Below are 19,097 nucleotides of genomic sequence, written 5' to 3'. Positions count from 1 at the left end.
CCCAATCCGAGACGGAACCGGCTGGTGGCCTCGGCCTCCAGCCAACCCATTAGAGGCAAAACATGTCCCTTCTCACACTCGACCATGTGTCGAAATCCTTCGGTGCGCTCAAGGTTACGGACGCGGTCTCTTTCGAGGTCGCGCCGGGCGAGGCTTTGGGCATCATCGGGCCGAACGGCGCGGGGAAATCCACGTTGTTCAACCTGATCACCGGCAATATCGCGCCCGATGAGGGGCGTGTTCTGTTCGACGGCGTGGATGTCACACGCAAACCGCCGATGAGCCGGGTGGCGGCGGGGATCGGGCGGTCGTTCCAGATCCCGCAGCCCTTCACCCATCTGAGTGTGTTCGAAAACCTTTTGGTCGCGGCGAATTTCGGCGGCGGGCATCATGGCCACCATGCGGGGGAATTCTGCATGGATATCCTCGACCGCACCGGGCTTGCGGGCGTGGCGGATGCCACCTCCGGCGGGCTGTCTTTGTTGCAGCGTAAACGGCTTGAACTGGCGCGCGCCATGGCGACCTCGCCCAAGCTCATCCTGCTCGACGAAATCGCGGGCGGGCTGACCGAAGCGGAATGCGGCGCGCTGATCGACACGATCAAATCCATCCATGCAGAGGGCACGGCGATCATCTGGATCGAACATGTGCTTCATGCGCTCACCTCCGTGGTCGAACGGCTCATGGTGTTGAACTTCGGCAAGATGCTGATGATCGGCGAACCGGATGAGGTCATGGCCTCGCCGGAGGTGAAGGAAATCTATCTGGGGATCGAAGTATGACCGACACGGTGCTTTCCATCCGAAATCTGACTGCCTTCTATGGCGATTTTCAGGCGTTGTTCGGCGTCGATCTGACGCTCCAACGCGGGCAGGCGCTGGCGATCATCGGGGCCAACGGTGCGGGCAAGTCGACGCTGATGCGGGCGATCACCGGCATTCTGCCGAGCCCCGCCGAGGCGATTCTGCTGAATGACCGGCCCATCGGCGCGCTTTCGGCGCCCGAGGTGCTGGAGGTCGGCATTTCCATGGTGCCGGAGGGGCGACGGTTGTTTCCCTCGCTGACGGTTGAGGAAAACATCCTGATCGGCGCGCACAGCCGCACCGGCAATGGCTATTGGACGCTGGAGGCGATTTACGATCTCTTCCCGATCCTCAAGGAGCGGCGTCACAATCCAGGCACAGCCCTGTCGGGCGGACAGCAGCAGATGGTCGCCATCGGGCGGGCGCTGATGTCGAACCCGGATGTGCTTTTGTGCGATGAAATCTCTCTGGGCCTCGCCCCGGTGATCATCCGCGACATCTACGCCTCCTTCCCGCGTATCCGTGAAAGCGGGGCCTCGGTCATCGTGGTGGAACAGGACATCGGGCAGGCGCTCAAGGTCGCCGATCATGTCTGTTGCATGATGGAAGGCCGGATCACCCTGAGCGGTGCGCCAGAAGAGTTGTCGCGCGATGCGATCCACGACGCCTATTTCGGAGTGAGCGCATGATCTGGGTCGATACCATTGTTCAGGGCATCCTTTTGGGCGGGCTTTACGCGCTGTTCGCGGCGGGGTTGAGCCTTGTGTTCGGGATCATGCGGCTGGTGAATCTGGCACATGGCGATCTCATCGTTCTGGCGGCGTTTCTGATCCTGACGGTCGTGAACCTTTTAGGCCTGTCGCCTTTCGTGGCGGTGCTGATCGCCGCTCCAGTGATGTTCGCCGTCGGATGGGCGCTTCAGACCTATGTTTTGAACCGGGTGTTGGGCGACGACATCCTGCCGCCGCTTCTCGTTACCTTCGGGCTGTCCGTGGTGATCCAGAACGGCCTTCTGGAAGGCTTTTCCGCAGACAGTCAGAAACTCTCCGCCGGTCCCATCGAAGCGGCTTCCCTGCCGCTCGGGCCCATCACCGTGGGGGTGATGCCTCTCCTGACGCTGATCTCCGCCGTTGCGGTGATCTTTGCCCTCAACCAGTTGTTTTACCGCACCAAACTGGGCCGCGCCTTTCGCGCCACCTCGGACGATGCGGTGACAGCGGGGCTCATGGGCATCCGACCGCGCAATGTTTTCGCCATTGCCACCGGCATCGCCATGGTCGTCGCCACCATTGCCGCGCTGTACCTCGGCATCCGCGCGAATTTCGATCCCTCGATCGGTCCCGCACGTCTGATCTACGCCTTCGAGGCGGTGATCATCGGCGGGCTGGGTTCGCTCTGGGGCACGCTCGCGGGAGGCATCCTGATCGGTGTGGCGCAGGCTTTGGGGGCCGCCGTCAATCCCGAATGGCAAATCCTCGCGGGCCATATCGCCTTCGTGCTCGTCCTGCTGATCCGTCCCCGCGGGTTGTTCCCGCGCGCCAATGACTGAGGGCTCAAGATGACCAACTCTTCCAAATCCACCCTCTCACGCGTGATCGCGGTCCTGGCTGTCCTGGTGCTCGCGCTCGTGCCGGTGATCGGCTCGCGCGCCATGGTGCAGGACCTCTTCATGGTGCTCACCCTTCTGGTGCTCGCGCTCAACTGGAACATGCTCGCGGGCTTCGCGGGGCTGGTCTCGGTGGGGCAACAGGCTTTCGTCGGCATCGGGGCCTACGCGATGTTCGGTGGCGTGATCCTCTGGGGCTGGGACCCATTGCCTGCGATCCTTCTGGGAGGCGTCGCGGCCATGCTCCTGTCGCTCCCGATTGCGTTTTTCACCTTTCGCCTGAACGGGGCCTATTTCGCCATCGGTACATGGGTCTCCGCCGAAATCGTCCGTCTCTCCATGGCGCAGTGGAAGGCTCTGGGGGGAGGCACGGGCACATCCCTGCCCAAGGGCACCACCAAGGAGATGATCGGTGTGGCGCAGATCAAGGAACTCTTGGGTGTGTCCTCCTCGGCGGCGTCGGATGCGCTGACTTATTGGCTGGCGCTTACGCTGGCCGTGGTGACGCTTCTGGTCGGCTACCTGTTCCTGCGCTCGCGTATGGGGCTTGGGCTTCAGGCGATCCGCGACAATGTCGAGGCGGCGCGTTCCGTCGGCGTCGATCCCCTGCGGCTCAAGGCGCTGGTCTTCGTGCTCACCGCCTTCGGCACCGGGCTGTGCGGCGCGCTTCTTTTCATCCAGATCACGCGGGTCAGCCCGGATGCGGCGTTTTCCGTCGTGGACTGGACCGCCTTCGTCATCTTCATCACCGTGATCGGTGGCATCGGCACGCTGCCGGGGCCGGTCGTGGGAGTGCTCGTCTTCTACATCCTGCAACGCGTGCTCGCGGATTACGGCACGGTCTATCTGATCGTCCTCGGCCTGATCGGCATCGTCATCATGCTGTTCGCGCGCAAGGGGCTTTGGGGGATGTTCACCGAAAAAACGGGGATCGAACTTCTGCCGCTGCGGCACCGTTCCCTGCAACACAGGCCATCGCAGCGTTCCGGCAACTGACATTCCAGACAACAGAAAGGGGAAACCCATGACCGATTATTTTACCGAGGAAGGCTCCGTCGAGACCGTTAACGCCCGCATGGGGGACGATATCGACCCACGTCTGAAAACCGTGATGGGGGCGCTGGTCAAGCACTTGCACGCCTTCGCCAAGGAGGTCGAACTGACCCAGGAGGAATGGGATTTCGGCATCGACTTCCTGACCCAGACCGGCCAGATCTGTAGCCCGGAGCGGCAGGAATTCATCCTTCTGTCCGATGTGCTGGGCTTTTCCATGCTGGTCGATGCGATCAACAATCGCCGTCCGGCGGGGGCGACCGAGAACACGGTGTTCGGCCCCTTCCACGTCGCCAATGCGCCGATCCGCAAGATGGGAGACAATATTTGCCTGGACGGCAAGGGCGAGAGCTGCCTCTTCACCGGTCGCGTCATCGACATTCACGGTGAGCCGATCAAAGGGGCCTGCGTGGACGTGTGGTCCGACAATGCCGAAGGCTTCTATGACGTGCAGCAGCCCGACATCCAGCCGAAGTTCAACAACCGGGGCCGGTTCATCACGGAGGCGGACGGGGCCTACAGCTTTGTCGGTATCAAACCGGTGAGCTATCCGATCCCCGATGACGGGCCGGTGGGCAAGATGCTGGGCCAGCTCGGACGGCATCCTTACCGTCCGGCGCATATGCATTTCATGGTTACGGCACCGGGGTTCAGGACCATCGTCACGCATACTTTCGTGGGCGATGACCGCTATCTGAACGATGATAGCGTTTTCGGCGTCAAGGAAACACTGGTTGCGCCGTTCGAACATGTCAAAGCCGAGACCGAATGGCGCTCGCCTTTCGATTTCGTCATGGTCGCAGAGTAAGGAGGGCACGATGCCATTGCTGTCCATCGCCATCGACCACGGCCTCTGGCAGGTGCGGCAGGGCGCGCTCATGGCGGCCTTGCCCGATCTGCGCGTCATGCTGTGCGAACGGCTTTCCGTCGGAGCGGAGTTTGCCCATCTGACTGTCTCCCCTGTGTTCGGTCTGCCGGACCAGTCGCAGGTCAATGCCGATCTGCGGGTGCTGGGCAAGGCGGAGCGGGGGCGAGAGGTGCTCGAAGAGGTGGCTGAACGGTTGCAGGCGATGCTCAGCACAACCTGTGACAGCCCTGCCAGCGTGCGGATCACGGTGATGGACCCCAAGGGCTATTTCGCCCGGCGCTAAAGCGTTTCGCATAAATCTGAATCACAGATTTAATGTGAAGCGCTCGCAACGCTCATACGATGCACTGCGTTTTGCTTTTTCCCTGTTTCAGATAAAAAGCAAAACGCTTTAAACGGTTGGGGCGGCAAGAAGAGCGCGGTTTCCCGCGCTCTTTGCCGTTTCTTTGCTCTGAAGGTCTCAGCCCGCCAGCAATGCCGCGTTGCCACCCGCCGCCGTGGTGTCGACGCAGAGATGGCGTTCATGGACGACATGGGCCTTGTCGGGACGTGCGGTGATCAGGGGTATGATTGCCCCGTCACATGAGGCCAGCGCCCGGGCGAAAGTACGCGCCGTTTCCGCGTCCCCCCACCACAGGGCTGCGGAAAAGTCGTCGAGCGCGACGAGGTCTTTCGCGGACAGCGTGCCGTCGAGCGCGATGGCGACACCACCCAGAGCTTCGACGGCGGCGGCCTGCGCCTTCGCCGCCTCCACACCCGGCCCGAGGCAGAGCACCGGCGGGCGGGTGTAGAAGGCGAGGCGGTTCATCTCGCCGGTCGGTCCGGGCATCAGGCGCTCTTCGAGCTTGGTTTCGGCCGGATTGCCCAAGACTTCCCGAAGTGCCTTGAGATCGGCGCCGCGCTCGAACCGTCCCGCTTCCGCAAGCCCCGGCTCGGGGGCGAAGAAACGGTTCAGGTAGAGCGGGCCACCGGCTTTCGGACCGGTGCCAGAAAGGCCTTCGCCGCCAAAGGGTTGCGAACCGACGACCGCGCCGATCTGGTTGCGGTTGACGTAGATATTGCCGACATGGATGGCGTCCGAGATGCTCTGCACCCGCTCGTCGATCCTTGTGTGCAGCCCGAAGGTCAGGCCGAACCCGCGCGCGTTGATCTCGGTCACGATCTTGTCGAGATCGCGGGCCTTGAAGGTTGCGACATGCAGGACCGGGCCGAAAATTTCGCGCTCCAGATCGTTGATCCCGTTCACCTTGAGCAGGGTGGGCGCGACGAAGGTGCCCTCAGTCGGAGCCTCGATCCGGTGCAGGATGCTGTTGGCTTTCTGTGCAACGTAACCTGCGATCTCGTCGCGGGCCTCGCGGTCGATCACCGGACCGACATCGGTACTCAGGGCCCAGGGATTGCCGACAGTGAGCTGATCCATCGCGCCTTTGATCATCTCGATCACCTGCGGCGCGCTGTCCTCTTGCAGGTAGAGACAGCGCAGCGCGGAACAACGCTGACCGGCGGATTGGAAGGCGGAAGCTACGACATCGCGCACGGCCTGCTCAGAAAGTGCGGTCGAGTCGACGATCATCGCGTTCAGCCCACCGGTTTCCGCAATGAGCGGCGTGCCCGGATCGAGATGTTCGGCCATGGTGCGGTTGATCCGCTGCGCCGTGTCGGTGGAGCCGGTGAAGACCACGCCCTTGACGCGCGGATCAGAGGTGAGAGCTGCGCCGACGGTCGGTCCGCGCCCGGGCAGGAGTTGCAGAACCTCGCGCGGCACACCGGCCTCATGCATCAGCTCGACTGCCTTGGTGGCGACGATGGGCGTCTGTTCGGCCGGTTTGGCGAGCACGGCGTTGCCCGCCATCAGCGCGGCCGAGATTTGCCCGGTGAAAATCGCCAGAGGGAAGTTCCACGGGCTGATCGCGGTAAAGATGCCGCGTGGGGCGCGGGTGTCGTTTTCGCCTTCCTGTGCGTAGTAGCGCAGGAAATCGACTGCTTCGCGGACCTCGCCCACCGCATCGGGCAGGGATTTCCCGGCTTCCTGCGCCAGAATGGCGAAGAGTACGCCATAATTGGCCTCATAAAGATCGGCCACGCGGCGCAGTACGTCAGCGCGCTCAGTCGCGGGGGCGCTCCATGTGCGGGCGTCGCTCAGCGCGGCTTCGACCGTGGCCTTGTCCGCCTCGATCACCTCGCCGATTTTTTCTCCTGTGGCCGGGTTGGTTACCGGCTGCGCGGTGCCGGAGGGTTCGGAGACGGTCAGGGGGCGGGCTTTCGGGAGGGATACATTGCGGGCGGCGTCGATCTCGGCCAGCACACCATCGTCGGTGAGGTCCCAGCCTTTCGAATTGACCCGTTCCCCGCCGAAGATTTGCGACGGATGCACGAGACCTGAAGGTGCTTTGGCGGTGGTCAGTGCTTCGAACGGGTCCTTGGCGATGTCTTCCGGGCGGACGCTTTCGTCCACGATCTGATGCACGAAGGACGAGTTCGCGCCGTTTTCCAGCAGGCGACGGACGAGATAGGCCAGAAGGTCGCGGTGTGCCCCGCAAGGCGCATAGATGCGGCAATGCCCACCGGTTTCCTTCAGCACGATGTCATGCAGACGTTCGCCCATGCCGTGCAGGCGCTGAAACTCGAAGGGGCGGCCTTCCGCAAGTTCCATGATGGTCGCGACCGTGTGGGCGTTATGCGTGGCGAATTGCGGGAAGATGTGATCGCCCATGCCGAAGAGTTTCTTGGCAAGGCAGGCATAGGAGACGTCGGTTGCGGGTTTGGAGGTGAAAAGCGGAAAGCCCGGCTGGCCGGTGACCTGCGCCAGTTTCATCTCCGTGTCCCAATAGGCGCCCTTGACGAGGCGGATGTTGATCTTGCGATCATAGCGCTTCGCCATGTCGTAAAGCGCATCAATTGCGGGTGCGGCACGTTTGCCGTAAGCCTGCACCACCACACCGAAACCGTCCCATCCGGCGAGATAGTCATCCGACAGCACGGCCTCGATCACCTTGAAGGACAGCACCAGACGATCCTGTTCCTCGGCATCGACGTGGAAGCCGATGCCCACGTCCTTCGCCTGACGGGCAAGGCGGGTCAGCACGGGGACAAGCTCCGCCATGACACGCGCTTCCTGAGCCACCTCATAGCGCGGGTGCAGGGCGGAGAATTTCACTGAAATACCGGGGTTATCGACAATGGTGTCATGGGCGGCGTGCTTGCCGATGGCGGTGATCGCATCGGCGTAATCCTTGGCGTAGCGATCTGCGTCCGCCTTGGTGCGCGCGGCTTCGCCCAACATGTCGAAGGAATAGGTAAAGCCCTGTTTCTCACGCGATTCGCCGCGCTTCAGAGCGCTTTCGATGGTTTCACCCAAGACGAACTGACGACCCATTTCCTTCATCGCGCGCCCGACGGCGGCGCGGATCACCGGCTCTCCCAGACGTTTGACCGCGCCCCGCAGCGTGCCTGCGACGCCCGGTTGTTTGTCATCGAGCACCTTGCCGGTGAGCATCAGGGCCCAGGTCGAGGCGTTCACAAGCGAGGAGGCGGCGGTGCCGATGTGTTTGTTCCACTCTGACGGGGCGATCTTGTCCTCGATCAGGGCGTCGATGGTGAAACTGTCGGGCACGCGCAGCATCGCTTCGGCAAGACACATGAGTGCCACGCCTTCGCGGGTCGAAAGACCGTATTCGGCGAGAAAATGTTCCATGAGGGTAGGCTTCGCTTCGGTGCGGATGCGCTTCACGAGGGTGACGGCACGGGCCGAAATGGCGGCGCGGGTTCGGGGCGAAATTTCGGCCTCGGCGATCAGACGATCGAGCAACTGATTCTCGGGGGCGTATTTTGCGGCAAAGCCAAGGGCGGGAAAGGGAGGAAGAGCCATATTGACCTCTGAGAGTGGAATTTCACCAATAATACCGGGTAAATTATAGACGAAGGCTCTATTTTTTGCCTATTAGTAGTCGATATGACCTAAATTCAGAAAGGATTTAGTATGAATTTCGAACTGGACGCCACCAACCAAAAGATACTCGAAGCCCTGGTTGCCAATGCCAGAATCCCGATCACGGAACTGTCTAAAAAGGTAGGTCTGTCGAAGACTCCGGTCACCTATCGCATCAAGCAGATGGAGGATGTCGGGCTGATCACCGGCTATCGTGCGATCCTTTCGCCGCTCAAACTCGGGCTGACCAATGTGACCTATATCGAGGTGCGCGTTTCGGACACGCGCCAAAAGGCTTTGGAAGAGTTCAACGCGGCGGTGCGCAAGATCCCGGAGGTCGAGGAATGCTATATGATTGCCGGCGGCTTCGACTACCAGATCAAGTTGCGGTCCCGTGATATGGCACATTACCGGCACATCATGGCGGAAAAAATCTCGACCCTGCCGCATATTAGTTCGACTACGAGCTATGTCGCCATGGAAGCCGTCGTAGAGCAAAGTTGGCTCAGTCTTTGACCAGCGCTTTGGAGGATCGGAACAGGGCAGATTTCCAGCGTCTTTCAAGACTGAAACAGGCCGGAAACCTGATGCAGTGCAGCATGATTTTTGCAGCATGTCGGTGTATTGACTAAAAAGATATATTTCAAATTATGGTTATATTGCGACATATCAACGTCCATTTTAGGGCTATAATGTAAAATATTAATGTTAAACATACACGGCTCTGATCTCTCTGTTGCGGGGGCTTTATGGGGATCAGGGTGACAGGAGGGGGAGATGGGCTCCAACGTGAAGCGGCTTGATCCGCAATTCAGTCTTGCAACCAGTGAAAATCGGTCCTCGCAAAGAGTTGTCATCGTCGCAGGCGGTGCCGGGTTTATCGGTTCCAACCTGTGTCGGCGACTGTTGGCGCAGGGGGATCGGGTGATCTGTGTCGACAATCTCGAAACCGGGCGGTTGAGCAATATCGGCGCGCTGATGCAGGAGCCGGATTTCCGGTTCTTCCTGCATGACATCGTCGAACCGTTCAGCATCTAGGGACCGGTAGACCGGATTTACAATCTGGCCTGCCCGGCCTCGCCGCCGAAATATCAGAAAGATCCGGTTCACACTTTCCAGACCTCCGTCATGGGGGCGCTGAACCTGCTGGAACTGGCAGCGAGAAAAGGTGCGCGGGTGCTGCAATCCTCGACCTCCGAGGTCTATGGCGACCCGGATGTTTCGCCACAGAACGAAGATTATCGCGGGCTGGTGAACACCATGGGACCGCGGTCCTGCTATGACGAAGGCAAGCGTGCCGCCGAGACCCTGTTCCACGATATGCATGAAACTCGCGGGGTGGATGTGCGTGTGGCGCGGATCTTCAACACCTACGGGCCGCGGATGGACCCGGAGGACGGGCGCGTGATCTCCAATTTCATCGTACAGGCGCTGAAAGGCGAACCGATGACCATTTATGGCACCGGCGAGCAGACGCGATCGTTTTGCTATGTCGACGATATGCTCGACGGGCTGATGGCGCTGATGGAATGCGAGACCTGCGGCGCGATGCCGGTCAACCTTGGCAATCCGGGCGAGTTCACCATGAACGAGCTGGCCGATCTGGTGCAGAAGATGATCCCGACCCATGGCGGTTCGGTCTATTGCGATCTTCCGAAAGACGACCCGCGGCAACGTCGCCCTGACATTACCCGTGCGAAAGGCCTGCTGAACTGGGCGCCGAAAGTGACATTGCGCGTCGGGCTGGTGCCGACGGTGGCCTATTTCAGCAAGGAACTTGAGCTGTCGCAGGTACGGCCCGCCACCGGCATGGTCGAAGGAGGTGCGGCATGACACATCTTCCGGCCAAAGCCGCGCGCGTGCTCGTCACCGGTGGCGCGGGTTATATCGGATCGCATTGTTGCAAGGCGCTGAGCCGGGCGGGGATGGTGCCGGTGGTCTACGACAATCTCTCGCGCGGGCATGCCGATGCGGTGCGTTGGGGCCCTTTGGTAAAGGGTGACATGCGCGACGGGGATCGTCTGGCGCAGGTGTTGAAAGAGGAGCGCATCGACGCGGTGATCCATTTCGCGGCCTTCGCCTATGTCGGCGAAAGCGTGCAGGAACCGCAGATGTATTACGACAACAATGTCGGCGGGATGATCGCGCTTCTGGGGGCGATGCAGCGGGAGGGCGTGAAGACGCTGGTTTTCTCGTCGTCCTGTGCCACCTATGGCGTGCCGGATCGGGTGCCGATCGACGAGACCATGGCACAGGCGCCGATCAACCCTTATGGGCGCTCGAAACTGATCTGCGAATGGATGATGGAGGATGCCGCCAGTGCCTGGGGGCTGAATTATGCCGCCTTGCGCTATTTCAACGCGGCGGGCTCCGATCCGGAGTTCGAGCTTTCCGAACGCCACGATCCGGAAACCCATTTGATCCCGCTCGCGCTGATGGCCGCGCAAGGCACAGGGGCGCCGCTTCAGGTCTTTGGCACGGATTACCCGACGCCGGACGGAACTTGCGTGCGGGATTACATCCATGTCAGCGATCTGGCCCGCGCTCATGTGCTGGCGCTCGATGCGCTGCGGGGTGGGGCAGGGCCGCTAAAGCTCAACCTCGGAACCGGTACAGGCACTTCCGTGCAGGAAATCCTGGATGCCGTGGAGCGGGTGACCGGCCATGCGGTGCCACATCAAAATAGCCCGCGCCGGGCAGGCGATCCGCCGGAACTGGTGGCCAATCCGGGCCATGCGCGCGAGGTGCTGGGGTTCGAAGCCCGGTGGACCAATATAGACGAGATCGTGGGCCATGCCGCGCCATGGTTCATGGAGGCGCCGAAGGTCGCCCAGGGATGAGCAGACCCGCCGCCCCCATGGCGGAGCATCGCAGGTCCCGACACCCGGCTCTCGCGCCGCGCCCGATGCTGACCCCGCTGTTTTCACGCAGACGCAGGCTGTGGTACGGCTTTCTTGCGGGGCTGTGGTTTCTCGCCTCGCTCTGGTTCTGGAGCTGGTGGTTCGAGCCGTCTCATGTCGGTGGGGCGGTGCGCTATGGGCTGATCACCCTCGGGCTGATCTGGGTCTGGAGCATGCAGGCCTATTTCATGGTGATCTTCCTTGCGGCTCATCGCTCCGCCGCGCCCGATCCCGAGCTGGGACAGTACAGGGTTGCGATGATCGTGACCAAGACCCCTTCAGAGCCTTTCGAGGTGATCCGCCCGACGCTTGAGGCGATGCTGGCACAGGATTATCCCCATGATACATGGTTGGCCGATGAGGACCCGACGCCGGAGGTGACCGAGTGGTGTGCGGCCCATGGGGTGCATATTTCCTCACGCAAGGAGCTTGAGGCCTATCACCAAAAGGAATGGCCGCGCCGGACTCGCTGCAAAGAGGGCAATCTGGCCTATTTTTACGATACATGGGGCTATCGCCTCTATGACATCGTCTCGCAGCTCGACTCCGATCATGTACCGGGGCCGGGATACTTGCGCGAGATGGTGCGTCCCTTCGCCGATCCGGAGGTGGGCTATGTCTCCGCGCCCTCGATTTGTGGCGCCAATGCCAGGGGCCACTGGGCTGCGCGCACCCGGCTTTATGTCGAGGCGGCGTTCCATGGTATCTTTCAGGCGGGCTACACCCGGCTCCTGACGCCCATGTGCATCGGTTCGCATTACGCGGTGCGCACCAAGGCGCTCAAACAGGCGGGAGGTCTCGGGCCGGAGTTGGCGGAGGATCATTCCACCACCATGCTGATCTCGGCGGCGGGTTGGCGCGGTGTGCATGCCATTGATGCCTTCGCGCTGGGCGACGGTCCGGCGACGCTGCCCGATCTGGTGACGCAGGAATTTCAGTGGTCGCGTTCGCTCGTTTCGCTGCTGCTGCGCCACACGCCCGATTACCTTCCGAAACTGCCGATGCGGCTCAAGGCGCTCTTTCTTCTCTGTCAGCTTTGGTACGTGTTCTTCGCATTGGCCATGGCGATGGCCTATGTCGCGCCGGTTCTGGCGGTGTTGTTCGATTTCACCTATGCCAATGTCACATATCCGTCCTTTATAGCACATAGTTTCCCATTAGGTCTCATTCCGCTGTTGATCGTGCGCGGGTTGAAACGTGACGGGCTTTTGCGACCGGTGGATGCGAAGATTCTCTCCTGGGAGAAAATCCTTTTCGTCGCGCTGCAATGGCCCTGGGTGCTCTGGGGGGTGGCCATGGCCGTGCGTGACCGGCTTTCGGGACATTTCGTCGACTTCCGCATCACGCCCAAGGGACACGTGGCGCATGCGACTTTGCCGAACCGGATCGTTCTGGTCTATGCGGTCCTCGCCTTGGGGGCGATCCTGCCGGTGATGCTGCGCGACCATCTTGTCGTGGCGCCGGGGTTCTATCTTCTGACGCTGATGAACGCTGTGGTCTATGTTGTTCTGCTGGCCGTGGCGATCATTCACCACATTCGGGAAAACCGCATCAAATTGCGGAATTTCACGCCAAAACTCGTGCTTCAAAGTGCTGTTTTGATAATGATCATGGCATTTTTCGCCAATTCTGTTATCCTGAGGGGACAGATGGGTCTCCTTGCTCTGTCTTATGGACTCGTGCCTCTGCAAGTGATGAGAGTCGAGTACGTGGTCGCCGGTGCGGGGCAGGGCCAGCCGGGGGATGTGCATCTGGAATTCGCACCGGAATGGTTTGGGGCCGAAGCGCCCTGAAGGGAGGGAGCGATGTTGAATATGTCGACAAAACGGATGATGAGGGCGCTGGGCGCCGGTCTGGGGATAGGGGTTCTGTCGGGACTCTTGAGCATGGGATTTGCACAATCGCCGCCGGGTCAGGTGCCGTTCGGGGTTTATGACCCGGATGGGGATTTTTCCGCTGACGGGGCTGTGACGGTCGAGCATTTGTTCCTGCCGTGGGAGGACGTGTATCTTCCATCGTTGAACGATGCCGATGCCTATGCGCTCGAACGTCAGCGTGCGCTTCTGGTGACGCTGGAACCTTGGACGTGGTCGCGCAGCGAACGCAACACCGCGCGCTACCTGCGCGAGGGGATTTTCAATGGCACCTATGACGGCAACATGCACGCGGTTTGCGAGGTACTGGGCACGCTGAAAAGCCCGGTGACCCTGCGGTTCATGCATGAGATGGATGATGAGAGCGGTCAGTTTATCTGGGCGGGCTGGGACCCGGACGATTACATTGCCGCCTATCGCCGGATGACCGATCTGTGCAAGGAAGATGCGCCGAACATCAACCTGATGTGGTCGCCTCTGGGCGATGAGAAAATGGCGCAATACTATCCGGGCGACGACTATGCCGATCTGGTCGGCCTGTCGGTCTTCGGTCTGCAAGCCTGGGATCAGGCGAAATACGGTCATGACCGGACCTATGACGAAATCTTCGCACCCCGTTACAAACGGGCGCAGGCCTTTGGCAAACCGGTCGTTGTGGCCGAGCTCGGCTATGTCGGCAAGGCGGGTTACGTCGAGGGGTGGAAGACTTCCGTGCGAGCGGAAAACGCCGATTACCCGGCGCTGGTCGGTGTCGTCTACTTCAACTACCCGGAAGTTTACCCGTGGCCGGAAGGCTTCGGTCAGCCGGACTGGCGGGTCAAGAATCAGGTCCTCAAATGATCTGATGTCGGGCATTTCGCTGTAAAATAGGGCGAAATTGAATGGGCGGCGAAAATCCGCCCATTTCTTTTATTTCATGTAATATTTTGAATATATAAGGTTTTTTATCGGGTGTAGCGCATTTTTCGCGTCGGACACATTGCTGCCACGCTTGAGCCGGACTCATGGCATTCTTGACCTCTAACCTCCTTTTCACCGATCACGGGATAACGAGATAAAGACGGACCTGTCTCCGCCCCCGTGCTGGACGAGGCCGAGCAAAGGAGGCAGAGCTATGTTCGTATTTACGAAATTCAATCCGGATATGTGCCCGACAGGCGTTTTGTCGAAGGCGGCTCTTATAGCCGCATTCGCTTTGGGCGTCATGGTTGCGGGCGCTCCCGTTTCTGCGTCGCAGACCGAGACCGGCGCGCAGAAGACCACGGTCGGGGGCCGCGGCGACACTCGTTTCGACTGGCTCGCCAGAGGCAAGGATGTCGCGGATGCGTCCTCGACGGTCTCCGCAACGGCACCGCAGGGGTCCGGTTCCTGGATTTGCTCTCCGGCCGGTTTTGGCAATCATTCCCGCTGTTATCGCCGCTGAGGGATGCGGCGGTTGTTTGCGTTTTTTCCATGTGAAAACGCAAGCGGTTTCCAAGCCGGTTTTCTAAACCGGTGAAGAGTATGCCAAAAGAGTGCCATAACAGAGTGTCTGTGAGAAACGGGCGCTCTTTTCCATTTGGCTGCAACACCTGTCGTCATGAGTGTCGGCTCTGTTCCCGGGATTCACCGGAAACTACGGTTTCGTAGGTTTGTCGGAGATGAGCGCTTATAGGCCCGCCTCAGAACCATGCGATTTCCCCGGAATCGTCTTCGGACAGGGCAAAAGGCGCATCAATATTGTCGAACAGCTTATGGGCGAGATGGCGCAGACGAATGACCTCGCTCAGGGAATTGATTTCCACCAGTTCCTGATCGGTTTGCCCGGCCAGATGACCCATGACCCTTTGCAAATCGTCGAGTGTCTGGTGCAAACGGTCGATGGCCTGGAGGCTGCGTTGAACCGCCGGGGACAGGCTCCTGGCTTCCGCCAGTGTCGGTCCCAGCGCAATCTGAACTTCCGCGGTCAGGATGACCAGTGTGACCATCTCATCCTGAATACGTTTGTTCAGTGTTTTCAGGGGAATACAAGCGGGCTCGACTACACCATTCCGTAGCATGGATTTGACGGGGCTCGGCGACATCAGAGTTTTCCCACGATCGCTTCGATGGCGGCGCGAAGACCGGCGGGGTCAAAGGGTTTTTTGAGGAAGTTGTTCATCCCGAGCCGTTTGCCCATGTCGATGATTTCCCGATCGGCGCGCCCGGTGATGAGCAGAAAGCCGATGCCGCGGGTGGGCCCATTCGTACGCAGGGCGTGTAAAAGCTGGAGGCCATCCATCCCGGGCATGTTGTAATCGGAGATGACAAGGTGCACCGGAGAGGTTGCGAGTTTCTGCAAGGCAGAAGGGCCGTCCGCCGCACTCGCAACATTGCGAATGCCGAAAGAATCCAGGGCGTTGGCGATAAGTCCCCGACTGGTGGACATATCGTCGACGACCATAACGCGAAGTTGATCCCGAAGAGCCATCAGACCGTTCCTTCTTTGACTTGTGTCTCACCCGGAGAGAGAAATTGGGTATTCTGTATCGTTTGGTAGGTTGTGACCCCCGTGTTCACAAAGAGCGGTGTGGTGCTTTCGCTCAGGCGCTCTGAATGTCCAAGCATCAGCCAGCCGCCGGGTTCGAGAATGGCGGCAAAACGCCGGAACAACTGGCTTTGCGCTTCCTCATCGAAATAGATCACGACGTTACGACAGAAAATCGCGTCGAATTTACCTTTCATCGGCCATTCGGCGTGAAGGTTGAGTTGCCGGAATGCGACCATGTTTCTGACCTCGGGTTTGAGGATCAGAGCGGTTTCCGCCTGCTGCTCGGATGCCGTGCAGAAGGCCTTGATCGTGGCGTCTGTCAGCCCTGTGGTCAGCGATCCGAAATATTGTGCGCTTTTGGCCCGGACGAGGACTTCCGGGTCGATATCCGTCGCCAGGATTTTGAAATCCATTTTGGCGAGATCGGGCGCCTCTTTCAGGATTGTCATCGCGATGGAATAGGGTTCCTGCCCGTTCGAGCATCCCGCAGACCAGATCCGTGCTTTTCCTCCCGCCGCGAGCTTTTTCCTCAGATGTGGAAGGATATGGGTTCTCAGGTAATCGAAATGATGATGTTCCCGGAAGAAATGCGACACGTTCGTGGTCAGGGCAGAGATGAAGTTCTCCATCTCCTGTTTGTCGTTGGTGGCTTCCAGAAAATCCAGATAGGCGTCGAAACTGGGTATGTCCAGCGTCCGCAGACGGCGGCTCAGGCGGGACTTCACCATCGAAACCTTGGATTCGGCGAGCACGATACCCGCCTCTCTGGCCGCGATGGAGACGATCCGCGTAAAGGCGCGATCTGAAATGGCGCTGGCCATTTGGGAATGTCCGGTCATGGGAGATAATTCGCTCAAGCGACCTCCTCGCTCTGTGGCGGCATGACGGCTTCCAGATCGAGAATGCGGATCATCCGTCCGTCCACGATGGTCAGGGCGGATACGAAGGTTCTGGCGTTATCGGTCGCGAGATCCGGCGGCGGTTGTATCTCACCAGAAGGGATGGCAAGAATGTCGGAGACCGCATCGACCATGAGACCCGCAGTGCGTGCGCCCAGATCGACCACGATGATGACGTTGCGTTCGGGCTTATCACCGGTTTGCAACCCGAGGCGCGCCGCAAGGTCGATGATCGGAAGCACGGTGCCCCGCAGGTTGATGACTCCTTTGACGAATGAGGGCGCATGCGGCAGGGAGGTCGCCTTGGCGGAACCGCGGATCTCACGCACGGACATGATGTCGACGGAGTAGTCCTGCCCGCCGACGCGGAAGGACAAGAGTTCGATAGACGATGAGGAAGTCGGTTTGTCGGTGTCGGTCATTGTCTTATCCTGCAAGAGCATGCTGAGGGGGGCGGGAACGGGTCCGACCGGAGGCCTGGCTGACCAGATCTGTCGGATCGAGGATGAGCGCGATCTGCCCGTCGCCGAGAATGGTGGCGGCGGCAATGCCGGGGACGGGTCCGTAACTGCCTTCGAGCCCTTTGATGACGACCTGACGCTGGTCTTCGATCCCGTCCACGGCCAAGGCCGCACGGTTGCCGTCTTCCTGTCCGATCAGCAGGACGATACCGCCGACATAGCTCTCCTGTGGCGGGCGATAACCGAGTTCTGCACCGAGATCGAACAGCGGGACGAAGCCGCCGCGAATCTGGACGACATGGGCTTGCGGGCCGAGTGCTTTGACGTCATCCTGCGTCAGGGTCAGCGTTTCGAGAATGGCGTTGAGCGGTACGACCAGCGTCTCATTGGCGACGCGGACGATCATGCCATCGAGCACGGCGAGGGTGAGCGGAAGAGAGATCGAGAAGGTCGTGCCCTTGCCTTCCTGCGAGGTGATGGCGATGCGACCGCCAAGCGCCTGAATGGAACTTTTGACGACATCCATGCCGACCCCGCGACCGGAGAGATTGGAAATCTCCTGGGCCGTCGAGAAACCGGGCAGGAACAGGAGGTTGTCTATGTCGCCGTCGGTCAGTTGCGCGTCGGTGGGAATGAGACCTTTTTCAATGGCTTTCGCCCTGACGCGTTCGCGGTTGATCCCGGCGCCGTCGTCACTCACTTCGATCACGATGCGGCCGGAGCGATGTTGCGCGGTGAGGGTGACATGACCCTCGCGCGGTTTTCCGGCTGCGAGCCGTTTGTCAGGGCTTTCGAGTCCGTGGTCGACTGCATTGCGGATCATATGCGTGAGCGGGTCGGCGAGACGTTCAATAACGGTCTTGTCGACTTCGGTATTTTCGCCGTCCGTATGAAGGCGCACCTCCTTGCCGACGGAGGCTGAGGATTCCCGAACGATCCGGCCCATGCGCTGAAACAGGGATTTGATCGGTTGCGCGCGGATCATCATCACGGATTCCTGAATGTCGCGGGTCAATTGCAGAAATTCCTCGAGACCGGTCGAGATCGGTGAGTTCGGCGGAAGACCGGCTTCGGTGACGGATTGGCTGAGCATGGCCTGGTTGATCACCAGCTCGCCGACGAGGTTGACGAGACGGTCGATGCGTTCGAGGTCCACGCGCACAGTGGCGTGCGGCTGGGTCGGTGTGCCGGAGGGTTTTGCCGGGGCCGAACTTTCGGACGGGGGCGTTTCGACAGGCTTCACGCGCACTGCGGTGTCTTTTGCCACGAGTGTTTCGGGCACTGTCGTGGGGTCGGGGAGCATTGCTGTGGATGCGGGCTGTTCTGGCGGAGACAGCGGCGGAAGGAACGGTGTGGCCGTGAGTGGAAAGGGGAGCGTAGCAGAGGGCACGGTCGCGAACGGAGTGATGTCGAGTTGGCATAGCCCGTCGACAAATTCGAACACCTCGCGCACGGCCTGTTCGCTCTCTTCGGTGTGAACGGTCAGGGTCCAGGACAGGTGTCCTGTGGCAGCGTCGATCTGATCGAGCGTCGGCAGGGCGGTCGTGTGACAGGTCACGGTGAGATCGCCGAGATCGCGCAGGGTGCGAAACAGATACAGAGGCTCGTTGCCCGAGAGATAAAGCGCGGGGTCGGGTTTGAAGAAGATGGTGAATCCTTTGCCCCCGGGCAGCGGTGCGTCTGCTGGGTCAGGCTCGGGTGTGGGCAGGGCGGAGAGATCGGGAAGAGTTGGCAAGGCCATATCATCCCCGAAATCCAGTGACAGGGTGGTGGGGGTGAAGTCGAGGTCTTCTTCGGCCTCTTCTTCTACGCCCACGAGTTTTTCGAGCTTTTCCAGTACCGGATCGGTCACGTCGGAGGAGACCGTATCATCGTCACGCGCGGCGCGCACCAGATCGCCCAGAACATCGGCGCAGGTGAAGAACAGCCGGATCGCCTCGCCATCCGGGTGAAAGCGACCGGTGCGCACCTCATCCATGGCGCTCTCGAGCCGATGGGCGAAATGCACAAGATTGTCGAGGCCGAAAGCCCCCGCACCGCCCTTGATCGAATGCACGGCACGGAACACGATGTTGATCGTCTCCGGGTCGGTGTCGCCGTCATCCATCGTCTGGAGACCGTCCTGGAGGCTTTCCAGAAGCTCCTCGCATTCGATGAAGAAAGAGGCGCGGATTTCTGCCATCGGGTCGGACATCG

17 protein-coding genes and 1 pseudogene are annotated in these 19,097 nt (G+C 60.4%); 12 read left to right on the top strand and 6 right to left on the bottom strand.

The annotated features are described in order from the left end of the window. Positions 1 to 62 precede the first annotated feature (62 nt). Genes C8N42_RS11305 through C8N42_RS11280 form a run of 6 tightly spaced genes read left to right on the top strand, consistent with a single transcriptional unit; the run spans position 63 to position 4,613 of the window. Positions 63 to 782, top strand: coding sequence for an ABC transporter ATP-binding protein (locus tag C8N42_RS11305; protein WP_107816675.1), 720 nt, complete (start codon positions 63 to 65; stop codon positions 780 to 782). Further along, complete coding sequence (locus tag C8N42_RS11300) at positions 779 to 1,492, top strand: ABC transporter ATP-binding protein (RefSeq protein WP_107816674.1); 714 nt, start codon at positions 779 to 781, stop codon at positions 1,490 to 1,492. The genes C8N42_RS11305 and C8N42_RS11300 overlap by 4 nt, the downstream gene beginning before the upstream one ends. Further along, positions 1,489 to 2,352: a branched-chain amino acid ABC transporter permease gene (locus C8N42_RS11295; protein ID WP_107816673.1), complete on the top strand. Its 864-nt coding sequence runs from the start codon at positions 1,489 to 1,491 to the stop codon at positions 2,350 to 2,352. Before C8N42_RS11300 ends, C8N42_RS11295 begins: the two co-directional genes overlap by 4 nt. A 9-nt stretch (positions 2,353 to 2,361) precedes the next feature. Beyond that, complete coding sequence (locus C8N42_RS11290; RefSeq protein WP_107816672.1) at positions 2,362 to 3,405, top strand: branched-chain amino acid ABC transporter permease; 1,044 nt, start codon at positions 2,362 to 2,364, stop codon at positions 3,403 to 3,405. Between the two features lie 28 nt (positions 3,406 to 3,433). Continuing rightward, a complete protein-coding gene (locus C8N42_RS11285) occupies positions 3,434 to 4,270 on the top strand; it encodes an intradiol ring-cleavage dioxygenase (RefSeq protein ID WP_107816671.1) in 837 nt (278 codons plus the stop codon). Positions 4,271 to 4,280: 10 nt separating this feature from the next. Continuing rightward, positions 4,281 to 4,613: a hypothetical protein gene (locus C8N42_RS11280; protein WP_107816670.1), complete on the top strand. Its 333-nt coding sequence runs from the start codon at positions 4,281 to 4,283 to the stop codon at positions 4,611 to 4,613. 177 nt (positions 4,614 to 4,790) lie between these two features. Here the strand turns inward: C8N42_RS11280 and putA are convergent, their stop codons facing one another. Continuing rightward, positions 4,791 to 8,198 carry a bifunctional proline dehydrogenase/L-glutamate gamma-semialdehyde dehydrogenase PutA gene (gene putA / locus C8N42_RS11275; protein ID WP_107816669.1) on the bottom strand — a complete coding sequence of 1,136 codons (3,408 nt, stop codon included), beginning with the start codon at positions 8,196 to 8,198 and terminating at the stop codon, positions 4,791 to 4,793. 111 nt (positions 8,199 to 8,309) lie between these two features. On the opposite strand from putA, the gene C8N42_RS11270 reads away from it, so the two are divergent. From C8N42_RS11270 to C8N42_RS11245, 6 genes and pseudogenes are all read left to right on the top strand, one after another. Beyond that, on the top strand, positions 8,310 to 8,774 hold the full coding sequence (locus C8N42_RS11270) for an Lrp/AsnC family transcriptional regulator (RefSeq protein ID WP_107816668.1): 465 nt from the start codon (positions 8,310 to 8,312) through the stop codon (positions 8,772 to 8,774). A 261-nt stretch (positions 8,775 to 9,035) separates the two neighbouring features. Beyond that, positions 9,036 to 10,091: pseudogene (locus C8N42_RS11265) on the top strand (UDP-glucuronic acid decarboxylase family protein). Beyond that, positions 10,088 to 11,098, top strand: coding sequence for a UDP-glucose 4-epimerase GalE (galE, locus tag C8N42_RS11260; protein ID WP_107816667.1), 1,011 nt, complete (start codon positions 10,088 to 10,090; stop codon positions 11,096 to 11,098). Before C8N42_RS11265 ends, galE begins: the two are co-directional and overlap by 4 nt. After that, on the top strand, positions 11,095 to 12,951 hold the full coding sequence (locus C8N42_RS11255) for a glycosyltransferase (RefSeq protein WP_107816666.1): 1,857 nt from the start codon (positions 11,095 to 11,097) through the stop codon (positions 12,949 to 12,951). The genes galE and C8N42_RS11255 overlap by 4 nt, the downstream gene beginning before the upstream one ends. Before the next feature lie 15 nt (positions 12,952 to 12,966). After that, the gene (locus tag C8N42_RS11250; RefSeq protein ID WP_170109281.1) at positions 12,967 to 13,872 is read left to right on the top strand and encodes a glycoside hydrolase family 26 protein; all 906 of its coding nucleotides are present in this window, start codon (positions 12,967 to 12,969) and stop codon (positions 13,870 to 13,872) included. Between the two features lie 274 nt (positions 13,873 to 14,146). Continuing rightward, positions 14,147 to 14,455, top strand: a complete 309-nt coding sequence (locus C8N42_RS11245; RefSeq protein ID WP_107816664.1) for a hypothetical protein — start codon at positions 14,147 to 14,149, stop codon at positions 14,453 to 14,455. Positions 14,456 to 14,693: 238 nt separating this feature from the next. Here the strand turns inward: C8N42_RS11245 and C8N42_RS11240 are convergent, their stop codons facing one another. From C8N42_RS11240 to C8N42_RS11220, 5 genes are read right to left on the bottom strand one after another with little or no spacing between them, the layout of a single operon-like run. Further along, positions 14,694 to 15,095 carry a hypothetical protein gene (locus tag C8N42_RS11240; RefSeq protein ID WP_146168265.1) on the bottom strand — a complete coding sequence of 134 codons (402 nt, stop codon included), beginning with the start codon at positions 15,093 to 15,095 and terminating at the stop codon, positions 14,694 to 14,696. Next, positions 15,095 to 15,481, bottom strand: a complete 387-nt coding sequence (locus C8N42_RS11235; RefSeq protein WP_107816662.1) for a response regulator — start codon at positions 15,479 to 15,481, stop codon at positions 15,095 to 15,097. The genes C8N42_RS11240 and C8N42_RS11235 overlap by 1 nt, the downstream gene beginning before the upstream one ends. After that, complete coding sequence (locus C8N42_RS11230) at positions 15,481 to 16,398, bottom strand: CheR family methyltransferase (protein ID WP_146168264.1); 918 nt, start codon at positions 16,396 to 16,398, stop codon at positions 15,481 to 15,483. Before C8N42_RS11230 ends, C8N42_RS11235 begins: the two co-directional genes overlap by 1 nt. After that, positions 16,395 to 16,862 carry a chemotaxis protein CheW gene (locus tag C8N42_RS11225; protein ID WP_107816660.1) on the bottom strand — a complete coding sequence of 156 codons (468 nt, stop codon included), beginning with the start codon at positions 16,860 to 16,862 and terminating at the stop codon, positions 16,395 to 16,397. The genes C8N42_RS11230 and C8N42_RS11225 overlap by 4 nt, the downstream gene beginning before the upstream one ends. Before the next feature lie 4 nt (positions 16,863 to 16,866). Beyond that, positions 16,867 to 19,095 (bottom strand): chemotaxis protein CheA, encoded by a 2,229-nt coding sequence (locus tag C8N42_RS11220; RefSeq protein ID WP_107816659.1) that lies wholly within the window; start codon positions 19,093 to 19,095, stop codon positions 16,867 to 16,869. Between the last annotated feature and the right edge of the window lie 2 nt (positions 19,096 to 19,097).

It is taken from the genome of Celeribacter persicus (assembly GCF_003050785.1).
Lineage (GTDB): Bacteria > Pseudomonadota > Alphaproteobacteria > Rhodobacterales > Rhodobacteraceae > Celeribacter > Celeribacter persicus.
The sequence above is the reverse complement of the archived record's forward strand: the minus strand, read 5'-3'. Positions and strand labels throughout refer to the sequence as shown.